The sequence below is a fragment of the Novosphingobium sp. BL-52-GroH genome (assembly GCF_044813085.1).
GTDB lineage: Bacteria > Pseudomonadota > Alphaproteobacteria > Sphingomonadales > Sphingomonadaceae > Novosphingobium.
In genome coordinates, this window is sequence record NZ_CP171152.1 from 326,748 (window position 1) to 343,732 (window position 16,985).

The following is a 16,985-nucleotide window of genomic DNA, read 5'->3' on the forward strand; positions in this document are numbered from 1 at the left end:
TGTTAACCAGTGCACAAAACCCGACTGTCGCAATCCGCACCGGTCGTCCCTGTTGCGGAACCCGATCGGGAGGGGAAGAAGGCCCCTCCGCCGACCACTGCGTCGCTGCCACCTCCCATTGCTTCGCAACCGGGAGGATTTGCGCCGAACATGCGGTTCCGCTTTGGCACCGGCTCTGCTAGGCGCGCGCCATGTTGACCCTTCGTGACATCACCGTACGCCTCGGCGGCCGCTCCATCATCGACGGCGCCAGCGCCACCCTGCCCCAGAACGGCAAGATCGGCCTGATCGGCCGCAACGGCGCCGGCAAGTCCACGCTGGTCAAGACGATCATCGGCGAACTCGAACCCGACGGCGGCTCGGTCGAGATGCCACGCCGCGCGCGCCTGGGCTACATCGCCCAGGAAGCGCCCAGCGGCAGCAAGACTCCGTTCGAGGCAGTCGTCGAAGCCGACGTCGAGCGCACCGCCCTGCTCGCCGAGGCCGAGACCTGCACCGACGCGCACCGCCTCGGCGACGTGCACGAGCGCCTGATCGCGATCGACGCCTATACCGCCCCTGCCCGCGCGGCGCGCATCCTCGTCGGCCTCGGCTTCGACGAGGAGATGCAGGGCCGCCCGCTCGACAGCTACTCGGGCGGCTGGAAGATGCGCGTCGCGCTCGCCTCGCTGCTGTTCTCCGAGCCCGACGTGATGCTGCTCGACGAACCGTCGAACCACCTCGACCTCGAAGCGACGCTGTGGCTGGAGAACTTCCTCAAGAGCTACCCCAAGACGCTCATCGTCATCAGCCACGAGCGCGACCTGCTCAACACCGTGGTCGACCACATCCTTCATCTGCAGGGCGGCAAGCTGACGCTCTACCCCGGCGACTACGATAGCTTCGAACGCCTGCGCGCCGAACGCGCGGCACAGGCCGAAGCGGCGCGCGCCAGCCAGGATGCGCAGCGCAAGAAGCTGTCCGACTACGTCGCGCGCAATTCGGCCCGCGCCTCGACCGCCAAGCAGGCCCAGTCGCGCGCCAAGATGCTCGCCAAGATGCAGCCGATCGCGGCAATGAGCGAGGACCCCTCGCTCAGCTTCGACTTCCCCAGCCCCAACGAACTGCGCCCGCCGCTGGTCACGCTCGACCTCGCGGCGGTGGGCTACGTGGAAGACAAACCGATCCTGCGCCGCCTGAACCTGCGCATCGATCCCGAGGACCGCATCGCCCTGCTCGGCCGGAACGGCAACGGCAAGACCACGCTGGCGCGACTGCTCGCCCGCCAGTTGGAGCCGATGGAAGGTTCGCTGACCTTCTCGCCCAAGATCCGCATCGGCTACTTCACCCAGTACCAGGTGGAGGAACTGCCGACGAACTCGACGCCACTCGAGCTGATGACCCGCGCGATGGACGGCAAGCCGCCGGTCGCGGTGCGCGGCCAGCTCGGCCGCTTCGGCTTCTCGGGCAATCGCGCCACCTCCGAGACCGGCACCCTCTCGGGCGGCGAGCGCGCGCGTCTCGCGCTGGCGCTGGTGACACGCGACGCGCCGCACATGCTGATCCTCGACGAGCCGACCAACCACCTCGACGTCGACGCGCGCGAGGCGCTGGTGCAGGCACTCAACGCCTTCGAGGGCGCGGTGATCCTGGTCAGCCACGACCGCCACATGGTCGAACTGGTCGCCGACCGGCTGGTGCTGGTCGATGGCGGGCAGGCCGAGAACTACGACGGGTCGATGGAGGACTACGTCGACTTCGTGCTCGGCCGCAACCAGCCCAAGGCCGATGGCGGCAGCGCCAAGGCCGACGGTCCTGCGGTGAAGAAGTCCGGCGCCGTCGCACGCGAGGAATTGAAGGCCCTGCGCAAGAAGGTGACCGAGGCGGAGACGCGGATGAAGCGCCTGCAGGCGCAGCTCGACGACCTCGACGCCGCGCTCGCCAGTCCCGCCACCGCGACGGGCGTGAGCATCGGCGAGCTGGGCAAGCGCCACGCCGCCGTCACGATCGAGATGGCGCAGGCCGAGGAAAGCTGGCTCGAAGTCAACGAAGTGCTCGAAACGCTGATGGGCCGCGGCAAATGAGCGTCGCCTTCCGGCGCGAGGGCGACGACGAGCACCTCGAGCCCAAGTTCGAACTGCCGTTGCCACCGGGCCCGAACCTGGTGACGCCGGCAGGGCTGGAACTGATCCGCCAGCGCATCGCGGAACTGGAAGCGACGATCAAGGCCCTCGCCGAGGAAACCGCGCTCAAGGCCGCCAAGCGCGACTTGCGCTACTGGCAGACGCGGCTCTCGACCGCCGAAGTGCAGCCCGAGCCGTCGGGAGACAAGGTGGCGTTCGGTTGCCGGGTACGGTTCGCACTCGACGGCAAGGTGCGCGAAATCGTGATCGTGGGCCACGACGAAGCGGAGCCGGCGCAAGGCCGCCTGGCCTTCTCGGCGCCCCTCGCCCGCGCGCTGATGGGCGCGGAAGTCGGCGAGTTCGTCGATTTCAACGGGCGCGAGGAAGTGATCGAAGTGCTGGCGGTGCTGCCGGCCTGACGCCCCGCCGGCTTCGGATACCCTCCATTCTCCGTCATTCCCGCGCAGGCGGGAACCCATCTGATGATAGTGCGACCCGAGCACACCTCAGTTGGGTTCCCGCCTGCGCGGGAATGACGAGAGTGGATTTGAAACGCTGTGGATGAGGCTGGGGGCTACCCGGCAGTCATGGCCCAACCGTCATTCCGGACTTGATCCGGGACCGCCACCAATGCCGCGCGCTATCCTGGACCGGGCATCAGCGCGCACGAAACCGCCCGCGTGTCCCGGAATCTTGTTTCCAGGACACGCGGGCGCGTTCGATCTCAGTAACCGCCCTTGCGCGGCTTCTTGTGGAACGGCTTGCCACCGCCGCCGCCCGTGGTCGGGCGCGCGCGGTAAGGGGCTTCGCCTTCGCCGCGCGGCTGGCTGCTGTAGCCGCCCTGACCACCGCCCGGATGCGGACGACGGCCACGGCCTTGCGGACCCTCGCGATCGCGGCTGCGGTGCTTGGCGACGTCGCGGGGGGTATCGGGCGAACGCTCGATGAGGATGGTGCCCTCGTATTCGCCTTCGGGGTTCGCGGTGCGCTGGACGGCGGCGGCGAACTGGTCGGCGAGCTTGCTCGGGATCTGGAAGTGGGTCTGGTCGGCCGAGATGCGGATCTGGCCCACAGCGTCACGGGTGACGTGGCCACGGCGGCACAGCACGGGCAGCAACCAGCGGGCCTCGGCGTTCTGCTGGCGACCCACGTCCATGCGGAACCACACGATGTCCTCGAAGCCGGGACGCTCGCGCTTCTCGCGGCTCTCGGGCGAATTGCCGAGCAGTTCCTCGGGCTGCGGCATCGCGGCGCGGTGCGCCTGGACGAGCGCGGCCGCGATGTCCTCGGGGCTGACGGTTTCGAGAACCAGGCGAGCGATCTCGCGATCGTCCTCGTCGGCCTCGACCGGCGCCAGCAGCTTTTCCATCAGGCGTCCGCGATCCTGCGCGCGGATTTCCTCCGGGCCGGGTGCTTCGCCCCATTCGGCCTCGATGCGCGCGCCGCGCAGCATCATCTCGACGCGGCGACGGCGCGGGTACGGCACGAGGATGACCGCCGTGCCCTTCTTGCCCGCGCGGCCGGTGCGGCCCGAGCGGTGCTGCAGCGTCTCGGCGTCGCGCGGGATTTCCACATGGACGACGAGGGTGAGCGAGGGAAGGTCGATGCCGCGCGCGGCGACGTCGGTGGCGACGCAGACGCGGGCGCGCTTGTCGCGCAGCGCCTGGAGCGCGTTGTTGCGCTCGTTCTGCGAATGCTCGCCCGACAGCGCCACCGCGGAGAAGCCGCGCTCGGTCAGGGTGGAGTGCAGGTGCTTGACGTTGTCGCGCGTGGCGCAGAACAGGATGGCGGTCTCGGCATCGTAGAAGCGCAGCAGGTTGACCACCGCATGCTCGATGTCCGACGGGGCGACCGTCACGGCCTTGTAGGCGATGTCGCCATGGCCGCGGTTCTCGCCGACGGTGGAGATGCGCAGCGAGTTCTTCTGGTAACGCTGGGCCAGCGCCTCGATCGGGCGCGGCATCGTCGCCGAGAACAGCAACGTGCGGCGGCCTTCGGGGGTCGCGTCGAGGATTTCCTCGAGATCCTCGCGGAAGCCCATGTCGAGCATCTCGTCGGCTTCGTCGAGGACGACGGCGCGCAGGCCCGAAAGGTTGAGCTTGCCGCGCTCCAGGTGGTCGCGCAGGCGGCCGGGGGTGCCGACGACGATCGTCGCGCCGCGCTCGAGCTGGCGGCGCTCCTTGACCGGGTCCATGCCGCCAACGCACGTCACGATGCGCGCGCCGGTCTTGGCGTAGAGCCATTCCAGCTCGCGGCTGACCTGCTGGGCCAGTTCGCGCGTCGGCGCGATGGCGAGGGCCAGCGGGCCTTCCGAATAGGGAATGCGGTCGTCTTCGAGCAGTTCGTCGGCCATGGCGATGCCGAAGGCGACGGTCTTGCCCGAGCCGGTCTGGGCCGAGACGACGAGATCGCGGCCACGCGCTTCCGATTCGGACACGGCGGCCTGGACCGGCGTGAGCGTTTCGTAGCCATGCGCTGCGAGCGCCTCGGAAAGAGGCTGGGGGATGTTGGTAAATGTCATAACGGGCAAATGAATCCTGCCGCCCTGGGCGGCCTTGGGGAACGTACGAAGGGCTGATAAGGCACCTTCCATACGGCGCCAAGCGAAGGCCCATAGACGAAAGCGCGCGAATTTGCGCGCACCAATTTCACTTTCGGGACAATTCGCCCCTCAAGGCTGCCTTCCAGGCTTCAATTCCACTCCGGCCAGAGCGGTCGCGAGGCCGCCGTCGGGTCGGCGCGCTGCTCGGGCAATTCGTCGAAACCCGGCTGGAATCCGAGCAGTACGTACATGTCCCGCTCCAGGAACGGGGCCGCGTCGCCCGCGCTCATGTCGACCCGCGCGCATTCGCCCAGGCCCGGCAGTTTCGTCCGGAAAAGTCCTTTGCGCACAGTCGTTACGCGCATGACGCTATACCCCTGGAAATGTTTGTCCGGCTCATCGAGCGGCCGGCTAACGATCCTGACGGTGGCGATCAAGCCGGGCGGCAAGCTGTCATATTCCCGCAAGACAGGCAATAGCGATGCCGGCGCCGAGGCTATGACCGGGACCGCTTGAGGTGAGCCCGGGTCTTGCCCATAACCTGCGGCCATGAACCGCACTGCCCCGGCCGCCCCTCCGGCCGTCTCGATCGCCGCGCTCGTCGCCTCGGACCCCGCCCGCGCCATTCCCGTGCTGCGCGATGCGATCCTGCGCGACCCCGACGCGGCGCCGGCCTATCGCCTGCTCGGCCGGGCCCTGCGCGCGCTGGGTCGCGATGCCGAGGCGGGCCTCGCCGAGAGCGAAGCCATCCGGGCCTCCGCCCACGATCCCCGCCTCGTCGCCATCGCCGGCGCCCTCGTCACGGGCGACCTGCCCGCCGCGGAAAGCGGCTTGCGCCAGCGCCTGCGCGACCAGCCGACCGACGTGGCCGCGATCCGCATGATGGCGGAGCTGGCAGGACGGATCGGCCGCCATCGCGATGCCGAGGCGCTGCTGCGCCGGGCGCTGGAACTCGCCCCCGGCTTCGTCGCGGCGCGGGCCAACCTCGCGACGGTGCTCTACCGACAGAACCGCTTTCCCGAGGCGGTGGCGGAACTCGACGCCGTCCTCGCGGCCGGAGGCGGGGATGCCGGCAACCTCAACTTGCGCGCCGCCGCGCTGGGCCGGACCGGCGACTACGAGGAAGCCCGGCGCATCTACGCCGACCTCACCGCCACGTTCCCCGAGCATGCAAGGCTTTGGATGAGCTACGGCCACATCCTCAAGACGCTGGGCGAGCAACGGGAAAGCGTCGCCGCCTACCGCCGCGCGCTGGCGATCGAGCCAGGTCTCGGCGAAGTGTGGTGGAGCCTCGCCAACCTCAAGACCTGGCGCTTCGAGCAGGACGACGTCGCCGCGATGGAGGCCGCCCTTGCCGCCGGCGAACTGTCGGAGGAAGACCGCCTCCACCTGCACTTCGCGCTCGGCAAGGCGCTGGAGGACCGCGGCGATGCGGCGGCTTCGTTCGACCATTACGCGAAGGGCAACCGCCTGCGCCGCGACCAGCTCGGCTACGATCCCGCCGCCACCGCCGCGCAGGTCGACAGCATGATCGCGACGTTCACCCCCGCCTTCGTCGCGGCCCGCGCGCAGGCCGGGTGCCCCTCGCCCGACCCGATCTTCATCCTCGGCCTGCCGCGCGCGGGCTCGACGCTGATCGAGCAGATCCTCGCCAGCCACTCCGCCGTCGAAGGCACCATGGAACTGCCCGACATCCCCGCCATCGCCTTGCGCGAAACCCGGGCCGCCGGCAGCCATCCGCGCGACTGGCCCCACGCGCTCGCCACCCTGCCGCCGGAGCGCCTCGCCGAACTTGGCGCCGAATTCCTCGAACGCACCCGCATCCAGCGCAAGAGCGACAAGCCGTTCTACATCGACAAGCTGCCCAACAACTGGGCCTACCTCGGCCTGATCGCACTGATCCTGCCCAAGGCGCGGATCATCGATGCACGCCGCCATCCGCTCGACTGCTGCTTCTCCAACTTCCGCCAGAACTTCGCCAAGGGGCAGGCCTTCTCTTACGACCTCGAGCACATCGGGCGCTTCTACGCCGACTACGTGCGGGCCATGGCGCATTACGACCGGGTCCTGCCCGGTCGTGTCCATCGCGTGATCCACGAACGCCTCCTCGACGATCCCGAAACCGAAGTGCGCGGCCTGCTCGCGCATCTCGGCCTGCCCTTCGAGGACGCGTGCCTGGAGTTCCACCGCAACACCCGGGCCGTGCGCACCGCTTCGAGCGAGCAGGTCCGCCGCCCGATCAACCGCGACGGCGTCGGCCAGTGGCGTCCCTACGAAGCCTGGCTGGGCCCGCTCGAGGCGAGCCTCGGCGACCTTCCGGACACTTACGCGGAGCGCTGAAAGCAAGTCCCGTGAATTGTGGCAGAAATGTCATACATTGCACTGCACAATGAGGGTTACCCGGCAGACCTATTGTCAAAACTCAACAATTATGGCGCCTTCCCCTTACGGCAATTTCAGGGGTGTGCGGATGATTTCATCGCGTTTGGCTTCTCGTCGCAGCGTCGTTATCGCGCTGCTTGGCTCGTCCGCCCTCGCTGCAGCGCAACCGGCCATGGCCCAGCAGGCTCCGGCCGAGGAGCAACAGGGCGACATCATCCTCGTCACTGCCCAGAAACGCACCCAGAACATCCAGGACGTACCGATCGCGATCACCGCGCTGGGCGGAGAGAAGCTGCGCGAACTGCAGGTCAAGGAACTGCAGGACGCGGTCAAGTTCATCCCCTCGGTAACGATCCAGACCACCCAGCCGGGCTTCAGCCAGGTCTACTTCCGTGGCGTCGCCTCGGGCGAGAACGCCAACCACTCGGGCCCGCTGCCCACGGTGGGCACCTACCTCGACGAAATGCCGATCACGACGATCCAGGGCGCTCTCGACATCCACGCCTACGACATCTCCCGAGTCGAGGCGCTCGCCGGGCCGCAAGGCACGCTCTACGGTGCCAGCTCGATGGCCGGCACGATCAAGATCGTCACCAACGCGCCCGACTATTCGGGGACTTACGGCGCCGTCGACGCGGAAATGAATTCGGTCGCGCACGGCGACGTGGGCGGCGTTGCGCAGGGCTTCGTCAACTTCAAGCTGTCGGACCGGGCGGCACTGCGCGTGGTCGGCTGGTATCGCCACGACGCCGGCTACATCGACAACGTCCACGGCAGCCGCACCTTCGCCGTCTCGGGCATCACCCAGGACAACGCCGACCTCGTCGAGAAGAACTACAACGACGTCGACACCTACGGCGCCCGCATGGCGCTGGGCATCGAGCTGGACGACAACTGGACCGTCACGCCCACGCTGATGGGGCAGGTCCAGAAGACCCACGGCAGCTTCGCGCAGGAACGCTCCAGCGCGGTTTCCGGAAAGCTCCAGACCGTCCAGTACAACCCGGAAGGCAGCAAGGACGAGTGGTATCAGGCCGCCCTCACCATCACCGGGCAAGTGGGCAACTGGGACCTCGTGGCGACCGGCGGCATCCTCAACCGCAAGGATCACACCGAGTCCGACTATTCCGACTACTCGTATTTCTACGATGCGCTCAACGGCTCGGGCGCCTATCTCTATGACAATGCAGGCGATCTCGTCAGCCCCAACCAGTACATCCAGGGCAAGGACAAGTACCGCCGCCAGTTCGGCGAACTGCGCATCGCCTCTCCGCAGGACAGCCGCCTGCGCCTGATCGCAGGGCTCTATGCCCAGCGCCAGGTGCACCAGATCACGCAGAACTACATCATCGACGGCATCGCCGACGTCATCACCGTGCCGGGCACCGACAGCGACATCTGGTTCACCCGCCAGAAGCGCATCGACCGCGACTATGCCGCCTTCGGCGAACTGAGCTTCGACCTGACCGACAAGCTCACCGCGACCGGCGGCCTGCGCGTCTACAAGTACAAGAACTCGCTGGCCGGCTTCTTCGGCTACGCGGAAGGCTATTCCGGCGACAAGTACACCGACGAGGGGGTCTTCATCCGCGACGGCACGGGCGTCGCCGGCTGCAACGGTGCCGCCCCGATCGTCAGCGGCTCTCCCTGCACCAACCTCAACGCCAGGACCTCCGACACGGGGTCGATCTACAAGGCCAACCTGACCTACAAGTTCAGCCCGGACTGGCTGGTCTACGCCACCTGGTCGCGCGGCTTCCGCCCCGGCGGCATCAACCGCCGCGGTGGCCAGCCCCCCTATGGCGCCGACACGCTCGACAACTACGAATTCGGCTGGAAAAGCCAGATCGGCGCGTTCCACTTCAACTATGCGATGTACCGCGAGGACTGGAGCAACATCCAGCTCTCGTTCCTGGGCGAGAACGGCCTGACCCTGATCCGCAACGCCGGTGCGGCACGTATCTACGGCACCGAGTTCGATCTCGGCTACCGCAAGGGCGGCCTGACGCTCAGCGCGGGCGGCAGCTACAACGACGCCAAGATCACCAAGGACTTCTGCCAGTACGCCAACACCGCGTTCGACTGCACCCTTCCCAGCGAGGCCGGCGAGGACAACGCCCTGCTCGCCCGGGCCGGCACCAGCCTGCCGATCACCGCCAAGTTCAAGGGCAATGCGCTGGCCCGCTACGAATTTCCGCTCGGCGACTGGACCGGGCACGTCCAGGGCTCGGTCAACTACATCGGCAAGCGCCGCAGCGACCTTCGCGACGCCGAGAACGAGATCAAGGGGGAGTTCGCCGCCTACACTACCGCAGACTTCAGCATCGGCGTGAAGAACGACGTCTGGCGCTTTGAAATTTATGCAAACAACGTATTCGACAGCAACGGGGTCATCAACAGTTCGGTGCAGTGCCTGGAGACCACCTGCGGCGATCCCGAAGGCCTCAGCGGCACGGGCGGCGTCTTCTACGACTACGTGATCCGGCCCAGGCTGATCGGCATCAAGGTCGGCAGGGATTTCTGATCTCCCGGCTTCCGGCGCAAGCGAACGCATAGTCGCGGGCGACCGCCGCCTCGGCCTCGTCGCGGCGATGGCGCTGGTCGTCGGCAACATGATCGGATCGGGCGTCTTCCTGCTGCCGGCCAGCCTCGCGCCATTCGGCTGGAACGCCGTGGCGGGCTGGATCGCGACGACGGCCGGGGCGATGGTACTCGCCTGGGTCCTCGTCGGACTGACCCGTGCGGTGCCCGAAGCCGGCGGACCACCCGGGTTCGTCTCGACCGCCTTCGGCGACACCGCCGGATTCTTCGTGAGCTGGATCTACCTCGTCTCGATCTGGACGACCGTGGCGACGATCGCGGTGGCGGCGGTCAGCTACCTTTCGAACATGATCCCGGCGCTCTCGGCCGAGGCATTCCGCCCGGCGCTCGCGGCAATGGCCCTCGTCTGGGTGCTGGCGCTGCTGAACGGACGCGGCTTGCGCGCGGCGGGCAACTTTCAGGTCGTGACCGTGGCGATCAAGATCATACCGCTGGTCGTCGTCATCGCGATAGCGGCCGTGCTGTTGGCCGGCGGCATGGCGCAAGTGATGCCGGTGGACGCGGTGCCGGTCACCCCCGGGTCGGTCAATGCCGCGGCGACCTTGACCCTGTGGGCGCTCGTCGGCTTCGAATCCGCCAGCATCGCCGCCAGGCGCGTGCGCGATCCTGCGGTCAACGTCGCGCGTGCCACCTTGTGGGGCACGGCGTTGACCGGCGTGCTCTACCTGCTGGTATGCTCGGCCATCGCCCTGCTGTTGCCGATGGACGTTGCCGCCGCCTCGCCCGCGCCCTTCGCCACGTTCGTCGAGCGCTACTGGAATCCGACCGCGGCCGCATTCGTGACGATCTTCGCGGTCGTCAGTTGCGTCGGCGCGCTCAACGGCTGGACGCTGCTGCAATCGGAAATGGCGCGCGACATGGCCGAGCGCGGCCTGCTGCCCCGCTGGTTCGCCGCCACCGACGCGCGAGGGACGCCGCAGCGGGCCCTGCTGGTCTCGACCGTCATCGCCAGCGTCTTCGTGCTGATGAATGCCTCGCGCTCGATGCAGGCGCTGTTCGAATACCTGCTCCTGCTCTCGACCTCGGCCTCGCTGTGGCTGTACCTCGCCTGCGCACTGGCAGCGTGGCACCTGCGCGTCAGTCGTCCGCTCGCCGCGATGGGGGCAGCCTATGCGGCGTGGACGCTGTGGGGCGCGGGCATTGGAGCGAGCGGATTGAGCTTCATCCTGATGGCCCTTGGCCTGCCGGTCTGGCTGTGGACCCGAAGCCGGAATGCCCGGGCCGCGTTGCCCTGACGGCGCATGTCCGAACCGGCGCTAGAGCATTTTCCAATCAGGTAGTATCACCTGATGACTTTGAAAATTAGGAAAACCAGCAGCTTAGAGCAGCGCATCGAGCCATTTCTCGACCAGGGCCTCTGCCTCCAGCCGCGTGAAGGGCGCCTTGCCCAGGCTCAGTTCCAGCCACAGGCCGTCGATCAGTGCCGTGAGCGCCACCGCCGCCAGCCGCGCGTCCGCCAGTCCCGGGCGCAGGGCGAGGATGAGGTCCTCGATGCCGCTGCGGAACTCGCCGTAGATCTCGGTGTGAAGCGCACCGATCCCGCCATCCACCGGCGTCATGCTCCAGAAGGCGAGCCAGGTCGCCAGCAGTTCGGCATCGGCGATCGGCGGGCGGAAGCTGGCGGTCAGATAGGCCAGCAGGCGGTCCCTCGGGTCCTCGCCGGCACGCGCGACCGCATCTTCCAGCGCCTGCGAGACGCGGTTGCCGGTCCAGCGATAGGCCTCGGCGATGGCCTGCGACACCCCGGCGAAGTAATGCCGCAGCAACCCCGGCGACACACCCGCCGCCGCGCAGATGGAGCGCACCGAGGTTCCCGCGACGCCGTGCTGCGCGAGGCACCGCGCAGTGGCCTCGACCAGGCTCTGGCGGCGTTCGTCGGGATCGGCGCGCCGGAAGGATTGATGCTTGTCCATGATCTTGTTATACGATCGTATAGCAAGGAGCCCGGGATGGCAACGCAGGCCGCCGACCAGACCACGATAGACCCGCTGGAAGGCTGGAGCCTGCCGGCCTGGACGTATTCCGATCCCGATTTCTTCGAGGCCGAAAGAGAGCGCGTCTTCGCGCCGAGCTGGCAGGTGGTCTGCCACGAGAGCGACCTGCCCGCCCCCGGCGACTGGCACACGCTCGACTACATCGGCGAAAGCGTGATCGCGGTGCGCGGCGCCGACGGCGCCTTGCGCGCCTTCACCAACGTGTGCCGCCATCGCGGATCGCGGCTGGTCGACGGCGCCAGCGGCTGCGCGAAGAGGCTGGTGTGCCCGTATCACGCCTGGACCTACGACCTCGACGGCCGCCTCGCCGGCGTGCCCGACAGTGCCAGCTACCCCGCCTTCGACCGCGACCGCCACGGCCTTGCCCCGGTGGACCTCGAAGTGTGGCGCGGCTTCGTCTTCGTCCGGCTGGTCGACGACGGCGGCCCCTCGGTGGCGCGGATGATGGCGCCTTACGAGGCGATGGTCGCCCCCTACCGCTTCGAGGAGCTGACCGCGCTCGGCCGCGTCACCCTGCGCCCGCGCGCGGTGAACTGGAAGAACGTCGGCGACAACTATTCCGACGGCCTGCACATCCCCGTCGCCCATCCCGGGCTCACCCGCCTGTTCGGCCGCAGCTACGGGGTGGAAGCGGAAGCGAACGTCGACCGCATGTGGGGCGATCTGGTGGAGACCCCGTCGCGCAACTGGTCCGAACGGATGTACCAGAAGCTGCTGCCGCCGGTGCCCCACCTGCCGCCGCACCGCCAGCGGCACTGGCTCTATTTCAAGCTCTGGCCCAACGTCGCCTTCGACATCTACCCCGACCAGGTCGACTTCATGCAGTGGCTCCCGGTCAGCCCGACCACCAGCCTGATCCGCGAGATCAGCTACGTGCTGCCGGATGAGCGCCGTGAGATGAAGGCCGCACGCTACCTCAACTGGCGCATCAACCGCCAGGTCAATACCGAGGACACCGACCTCATCACCCGCGTCCAGGCGGGCATGGCCTCGCGCAGCTTCTCGATCGGGCCGCTGTCCGACAAGGAAGTGTGCCTGCGCCATTTCTGCGCCCGGATGCGCGACATCATTCCCGAGGCGCGCTCCGAACGCCGCCCCGCCCCCGGCTGGAGCCAGATGCGATGACCACGAAATACGATGCGATCGTCATCGGCGCCGGCCACAACGGACTGACTTGCGCCTTCTACCTCGCCCGTGCCGGCCTCAAGGTGCGCGTGCTGGAGCGACGCGACGTCGTCGGCGGCGCGGCAGTGACCGAGGAGTTCCACCCGGGCTTTCGCAACTCCGTGGCCAGCTACACGGTCAGCCTGCTCCAGCCCAGGGTGATCGCCGACATGCGCCTGGCCGACCACGGCTACCGCGTGATCGAGCGCCCGATCAGCAACTTCCTGCCGCAGGAGGACGGCGGCTACCTCAAGCTCGGCGGCGGGCTGGAGCGCACGCAGGCGGAGTTCCGCCGCTTCTCGCAACACGACGCACAAGTGCTTCCGGCCTATTACGATGCCCTCGAAGGCGTGGCCGAAGTCCTGCGCGACCTGGCGCTCAAGACCCCGCCCGAGGCCGGGGGCGGCTGGCGCGCCCTGATCGATGCCGCCTTGCAGGGCCGCAAGCTCGCCGGCCTCTCGATCGAAGCACAGCGCGACGTGCTCGACTTGTTCACCAAGTCCGCTCGCGGCCTGCTCGACGGATGGTTCGAGAGCGAGGCGGTCAAGGCCGCGTTCGGGTTCGACGCGGTGGTCGGCAACTACGCCTCGCCCGATACGCCGGGCAGCGCCTACGTGCTGCTCCACCATGTCTTCGGCGAAGTGAACGGCAAGAAGGGCGCCTGGGGCCACTGCGTCGGCGGCATGGGCACGATCACGCAGATCATGGCCCGGGTCTGCCGCGACCTCGGCGTCGAGATCAGCCTCGAAGCACCGGTGGATCAGGTCCTTGTCGATGGAGGCAAAGTCGCGGGGGTACGCCTGGAGAGCGGCGAGGAGATCGCCGCGCCGCGGGTCATCGCCAACGTCGGGCCCAAGCTGCTCTACGGCAGGATGATCGCCGCCAGCGACCTGAACCCCGATTTCGCCCGGCGCATGAAGGGCTTCAAGGCCGGCAGCGGCACTTTCCGCATGAACGTGGCGCTGTCCGAGCTGCCGCGCTTCACCTGCCTGCCAGAGCCTGGAGAACATCACCAGTCGGGCATCATCATCGCCCCGACCCTCGACTACATGGACCGCGCCTTCCTCGATGCGAAGCAGATCGGCTGGTCGAAGAAACCGATCGTCGAGATGCTGATCCCCTCGACCATCGACGACAGCCTCGCGCCGGCGGGCCAGCATGTCGCCAGCCTGTTCTGCCAGCAATTCGCGCCCGAACTGCCCGACGGCCGCGACTGGGACGCCGAGGAGGATGCCGCCGCCGACACCATCGTCGATACCGTCGAGGCCCATGCCCCCGGGTTCCGCGCCTCGATCCTGGGCCGCCAGATGCTAAGCCCCAAGGGCCTGGAGCGCAAGTTCGGGCTGGCCGGGGGGGACATTATGCACGGCAACCTGACGCTCGACCAGATGTGGTCGGCCCGGCCGGTGCTCGGGCATGGCGCCTATCGCGGGCCGATCAAGGGCCTCTACATGTGCGGCGCCGGGGCGCACCCGGGCGGCGGCGTGACAGGCGCTCCGGGCCACAACTGCGCCCACGAAGTCATCGCCGACAAGGGCAGGTTCGGGCGGTTCCGGTAGAGCGTCGTCCGGCTGGCCTGATCCGTGGCAGGCTTTGGCGCGCGATCGTCTGGAGCCGCACCCTCGTCATTCCCGCGCCTGCGAACCGCCGTTCAGGAAGGGCTGCACGCGCAGCCGGGGGAACGTTTCTTCGAGCGTCTTCGTCTCCGGCAGGACGTAGACGACCCCGCCCTTCTTCTGGAACAGCGGCCGGACTTTCCCATTGTAGAACCTGAGCGATACGTTGATGCACCCGAAGGTGATCCGGTTGTCGTCGGGCGTGGGCGACAGCAGCCGTGCGGGACGGCGTTCCTTCTTGTTGGTGTTCGGCACCGGGTGAAGCGCGACGGAGGTGGCGTAGTCGACCCACAGCACCCGCTGCTTTCCGACCGCATAGCCGTATTTGGCGACGAAACGCCCCGCCGGCGTGGTCTTCTCCGCCGGACCGATCTCGGAGAGGTTCTTGCCGCCGATCCCCGGTGTGGCCTCGTCGCCGATGGCGACACCGACCAGCACCGGCGTCCGGCCGATCTGGGTCCCCTTCGCGTCGAACAGGAAGAGCGCGGCGGTCTTCTTGTCGATGATCGCGTAGGGAAGCGACCTGTTGTCCTGCGACCGGGCGACCCAGTCGGCAACGCGCGAGGCGTCCTGCGATCTTTCCGGTTCGTCCTGGATCGCCGCGGCGGTGACCTGAGCCCTGGCCTCCGCCCTGGGAGGTGACGATGCCTGGACGTTCTCCGCTGCCGATGCGGACACGGGTATCGTCGGCGCAAGACCCGCAAGCGCCAGGACGGCATATTTCATCGTTTCGTGAACTCGAATGATACGCGCCGACACTGTGGAAGCGCCGGCGCGTTTAATCACAGTCTGGGCATGTCAGGCAAGCATGCCTGCGCCGTCATCAGTTGCGCGGACGCTTCTGCTGCAGGCGCTGCTCGACGCCATCGACGCGGGCATTGATCTGGTCGATGCGCTGGCTATTGTTCTGGGCCTGGCCGGACGCGGCCTGGGCTTCCGCGAGCGCCTGCCTGGCAGTACCGTCGGTCTGCGCGAGCTTCGCGTCGAGAGCGTCGACGCGCTGGTTCACGGTGGCGATCTGCTCGCGCACGAAGCCCTTGGTGGCGCATCCGCCGAGGCCCATCGAGCCGGCGAGAATCACGACTGCGGGGGCGAGTTTCTTGAACGTGGGGGACATTGAAATTTCCTCATGCTTGGTCAGCCGCCCTGGCCAAGCCGAGCGCCGCGGCCGTCACAATGCAATTATGTCCGACTGTGCCTCCGTTCAGGCAGACGGAAGCGAAGCACCCGCCAAAGCCGCCGGGCTGTTCCCCGAGCGCGGGGAACAGCGTGCCAGGAACGTTCGCAGGGCGATTGCCGCCACGCTATTTCGCAACGTCCCCGCCTTTCATCACATGGGCCACGTTTTCCAGCACCCGCACGTCCGCAAGCGGGTCGCCCGCGACCGCGATCATGTCGGCGAACTTGCCCGGCGCGATCGAGCCCAGTTCCTTCTCGTGCCCGATCAGCGTCGCGGCATCGAGGGTCGCAGCCCGGATCGCCTGTGCCGGGGTCATGCCCCAGCGCACCATGTAGGCGAACTGGCGGGCGTTGAGGCCATGGGGATAGACCCCGGCGTCGGTCCCGTAGGCGAGCTTCACGCCCCGCTTCACGGCTTTGGCGAAGCCTTCGCGCTGGACTTGCGTGGTCTCGCGGTTCTTGCGCAGGTACTCTGCGGGCCAGCCTTCCCGCGTGCCCTCCTGGTCGATCCAGTCGCCGTCGTAGACGTCCATGACCAGCCAGACGCCGGCCTTCTTCGCCATCGCGAGGCCTTCGTCGTCGATCAGGCTGGCGTGCTCGATGCTGTGCACCCCTGCGCGGATCGCGGCCTTGATCCCTGCCGCGCCGTGCGCGTGGGCCGTGGCGTAGCTGCCGTGCGCCCTCGCCACGTCGACTACCGCGCGCATCTCGTCTTGGGAAAGCTCGACCTGGCCCGGCTCGGTGCCGATGGCGAGCACCGCCCCGGTGGCGATCATCTTGATGAAGTCTGCCCCGTGGTCGAACAGGTACTGCGTGCGCTCGCGCGCCTCGCCGGCATTGCGCACGACGCCCAGGCGCATGTCGGCGGGCAGTTGGTCGTTGGGGATCACGCCGTTGAGTTCGCCGCCACCGCCCGGTTTCGTGATGTAGGCGCCCGCAACGAACATGCGCGGGCCCGGCACCAGACCGCCGGCGATCGCATCGCGCAGCGCCACGTCGGTGAGGCCGCGATAGGTGCCGACGTCACGCACCGTGGTGAAGCCGGCCTCGAGCGTGACTTTCGCGTTGTGCGCGCCGATCAGCGCGGTCGCCTGCGGCGAGGTCTTGAGCGGGGCGGCGACGTCCGCGCCCTGCCCGGTGTCGGCCAGGTGGGTGTGCAGGTCGATCAGGCCCGGCACCACTGTGTATGCCGACCAGTCGAGCGCCTGCGCTCCGGGCGGCGGCGCGGTGCAGGGCTCGACGCGGGCGATGCGCTCGCCATCGACCAGCACGCACTGGCCGGTCCTGGCCGTCCCGCTCGCCACGTCGAGCAGCCGCCCGGCGGTGACGTAGACGGAATGGGCGCCAGCCGGCGGCGCCGCCAACGCGAGGGCGGCGACCGCGACGATCGCCCTCACTTCGCGGC

General features: G+C 68.1%; 13 protein-coding genes. 7 read left to right on the forward strand and 6 right to left on the reverse strand.

The window, feature by feature from the left end; translation table 11 throughout:
- The first annotated feature begins 191 nt into the window (after positions 1-191).
- Entirely contained in the window at positions 192-2,063 is a 1,872-nt protein-coding gene (locus tag ACFFDA_RS14155; RefSeq protein ID WP_404481090.1) for an ABC-F family ATP-binding cassette domain-containing protein, read from the forward strand.
- Complete coding sequence (locus ACFFDA_RS14160) at positions 2,060-2,521, forward strand: GreA/GreB family elongation factor (RefSeq protein WP_404481091.1); 462 nt, start codon at positions 2,060-2,062, stop codon at positions 2,519-2,521. Before ACFFDA_RS14155 ends, ACFFDA_RS14160 begins: the two co-directional genes overlap by 4 nt.
- Positions 2,522-2,826: 305 nt before the next feature.
- Here ACFFDA_RS14160 and ACFFDA_RS14165 read toward each other — a convergent pair whose 3' ends face one another.
- On the reverse strand, positions 2,827-4,623 hold the full coding sequence (locus ACFFDA_RS14165) for a DEAD/DEAH box helicase (RefSeq protein ID WP_404481092.1): 1,797 nt from the start codon (positions 4,621-4,623) through the stop codon (positions 2,827-2,829).
- 170 nt (positions 4,624-4,793) lie between these two features.
- Positions 4,794-5,081 (reverse strand): hypothetical protein, encoded by a 288-nt coding sequence (locus tag ACFFDA_RS14170; protein ID WP_404481093.1) that lies wholly within the window; start codon positions 5,079-5,081, stop codon positions 4,794-4,796.
- Between the two features lie 112 nt (positions 5,082-5,193).
- Here ACFFDA_RS14170 and ACFFDA_RS14175 point away from each other — a divergent pair, with 112 nt between their 5' ends.
- The 3 genes from ACFFDA_RS14175 (at position 5,194) to ACFFDA_RS14185 (ending at position 10,862) form a co-directional block, all read left to right on the forward strand.
- Positions 5,194-6,984: a tetratricopeptide repeat-containing sulfotransferase family protein gene (locus ACFFDA_RS14175; RefSeq protein ID WP_404481094.1), complete on the forward strand. Its 1,791-nt coding sequence runs from the start codon at positions 5,194-5,196 to the stop codon at positions 6,982-6,984.
- Between the two features lie 214 nt (positions 6,985-7,198).
- A complete protein-coding gene (locus tag ACFFDA_RS14180; RefSeq protein ID WP_404481095.1) occupies positions 7,199-9,550 on the forward strand; it encodes a TonB-dependent receptor in 2,352 nt (783 codons plus the stop codon).
- Positions 9,551-9,578: 28 nt separating this feature from the next.
- Positions 9,579-10,862, forward strand: coding sequence for an APC family permease (locus tag ACFFDA_RS14185; protein ID WP_404482756.1), 1,284 nt, complete (start codon positions 9,579-9,581; stop codon positions 10,860-10,862).
- A gap of 84 nt (positions 10,863-10,946) precedes the next feature.
- Here ACFFDA_RS14185 and ACFFDA_RS14190 read toward each other — a convergent pair whose 3' ends face one another.
- Entirely contained in the window at positions 10,947-11,540 is a 594-nt protein-coding gene (locus tag ACFFDA_RS14190; RefSeq protein ID WP_404481096.1) for a TetR family transcriptional regulator C-terminal domain-containing protein, read from the reverse strand.
- Positions 11,541-11,576: 36 nt separating this feature from the next.
- Here ACFFDA_RS14190 and ACFFDA_RS14195 point away from each other — a divergent pair, with 36 nt between their 5' ends.
- Together ACFFDA_RS14195 and ACFFDA_RS14200 are read left to right on the forward strand one after the other, a co-directional pair.
- Positions 11,577-12,746 (forward strand): aromatic ring-hydroxylating dioxygenase subunit alpha, encoded by a 1,170-nt coding sequence (locus ACFFDA_RS14195; RefSeq protein WP_404481097.1) that lies wholly within the window; start codon positions 11,577-11,579, stop codon positions 12,744-12,746.
- On the forward strand, positions 12,743-14,344 hold the full coding sequence (locus ACFFDA_RS14200; RefSeq protein ID WP_404481098.1) for a phytoene desaturase family protein: 1,602 nt from the start codon (positions 12,743-12,745) through the stop codon (positions 14,342-14,344). The genes ACFFDA_RS14195 and ACFFDA_RS14200 overlap by 4 nt, the downstream gene beginning before the upstream one ends.
- A gap of 66 nt (positions 14,345-14,410) precedes the next feature.
- Here the strand turns inward: ACFFDA_RS14200 and ACFFDA_RS14205 are convergent, their stop codons facing one another.
- The 3 genes from ACFFDA_RS14205 to ACFFDA_RS14215 all read right to left on the reverse strand — a co-directional run bounded on the left by ACFFDA_RS14205 (position 14,411) and on the right by ACFFDA_RS14215 (position 16,977).
- A complete protein-coding gene (locus ACFFDA_RS14205) occupies positions 14,411-15,127 on the reverse strand; it encodes a hypothetical protein (protein ID WP_404481099.1) in 717 nt (238 codons plus the stop codon).
- Between the two features lie 97 nt (positions 15,128-15,224).
- Positions 15,225-15,518, reverse strand: a complete 294-nt coding sequence (locus ACFFDA_RS14210; RefSeq protein ID WP_404481100.1) for a hypothetical protein — start codon at positions 15,516-15,518, stop codon at positions 15,225-15,227.
- A gap of 187 nt (positions 15,519-15,705) precedes the next feature.
- Positions 15,706-16,977: an amidohydrolase family protein gene (locus ACFFDA_RS14215; RefSeq protein ID WP_404481101.1), complete on the reverse strand. Its 1,272-nt coding sequence runs from the start codon at positions 16,975-16,977 to the stop codon at positions 15,706-15,708.
- Between the last annotated feature and the right edge of the window lie 8 nt (positions 16,978-16,985).

What these genes read in the sequence shown, in the direction of transcription:
- ACFFDA_RS14175 (WP_404481094.1), top strand. Translation starts at nt 5,194, where the DNA reads ATGAACCGCACTGCCCCGGCCGCCCCTCCGGCCGTCTCGATCGCCGCG.
- ACFFDA_RS14160 (WP_404481091.1), top strand. Translation starts at nt 2,060, where the DNA reads ATGAGCGTCGCCTTCCGGCGCGAGGGCGACGACGAGCACCTCGAGCCC.
- ACFFDA_RS14210 (WP_404481100.1), bottom strand. Translation starts at nt 15,518, where the DNA reads ATGTCCCCCACGTTCAAGAAACTCGCCCCCGCAGTCGTGATTCTCGCC.
- ACFFDA_RS14180 (WP_404481095.1), top strand. Translation starts at nt 7,199, where the DNA reads ATGGCCCAGCAGGCTCCGGCCGAGGAGCAACAGGGCGACATCATCCTC.
- ACFFDA_RS14190 (WP_404481096.1), bottom strand. Translation starts at nt 11,540, where the DNA reads ATGGACAAGCATCAATCCTTCCGGCGCGCCGATCCCGACGAACGCCGC.
- ACFFDA_RS14155 (WP_404481090.1), top strand. Translation starts at nt 192, where the DNA reads ATGTTGACCCTTCGTGACATCACCGTACGCCTCGGCGGCCGCTCCATC.
- ACFFDA_RS14195 (WP_404481097.1), top strand. Translation starts at nt 11,577, where the DNA reads ATGGCAACGCAGGCCGCCGACCAGACCACGATAGACCCGCTGGAAGGC.
- ACFFDA_RS14165 (WP_404481092.1), bottom strand. Translation starts at nt 4,623, where the DNA reads ATGACATTTACCAACATCCCCCAGCCTCTTTCCGAGGCGCTCGCAGCG.
- ACFFDA_RS14205 (WP_404481099.1), bottom strand. Translation starts at nt 15,127, where the DNA reads ATGAAATATGCCGTCCTGGCGCTTGCGGGTCTTGCGCCGACGATACCC.
- ACFFDA_RS14200 (WP_404481098.1), top strand. Translation starts at nt 12,743, where the DNA reads ATGACCACGAAATACGATGCGATCGTCATCGGCGCCGGCCACAACGGA.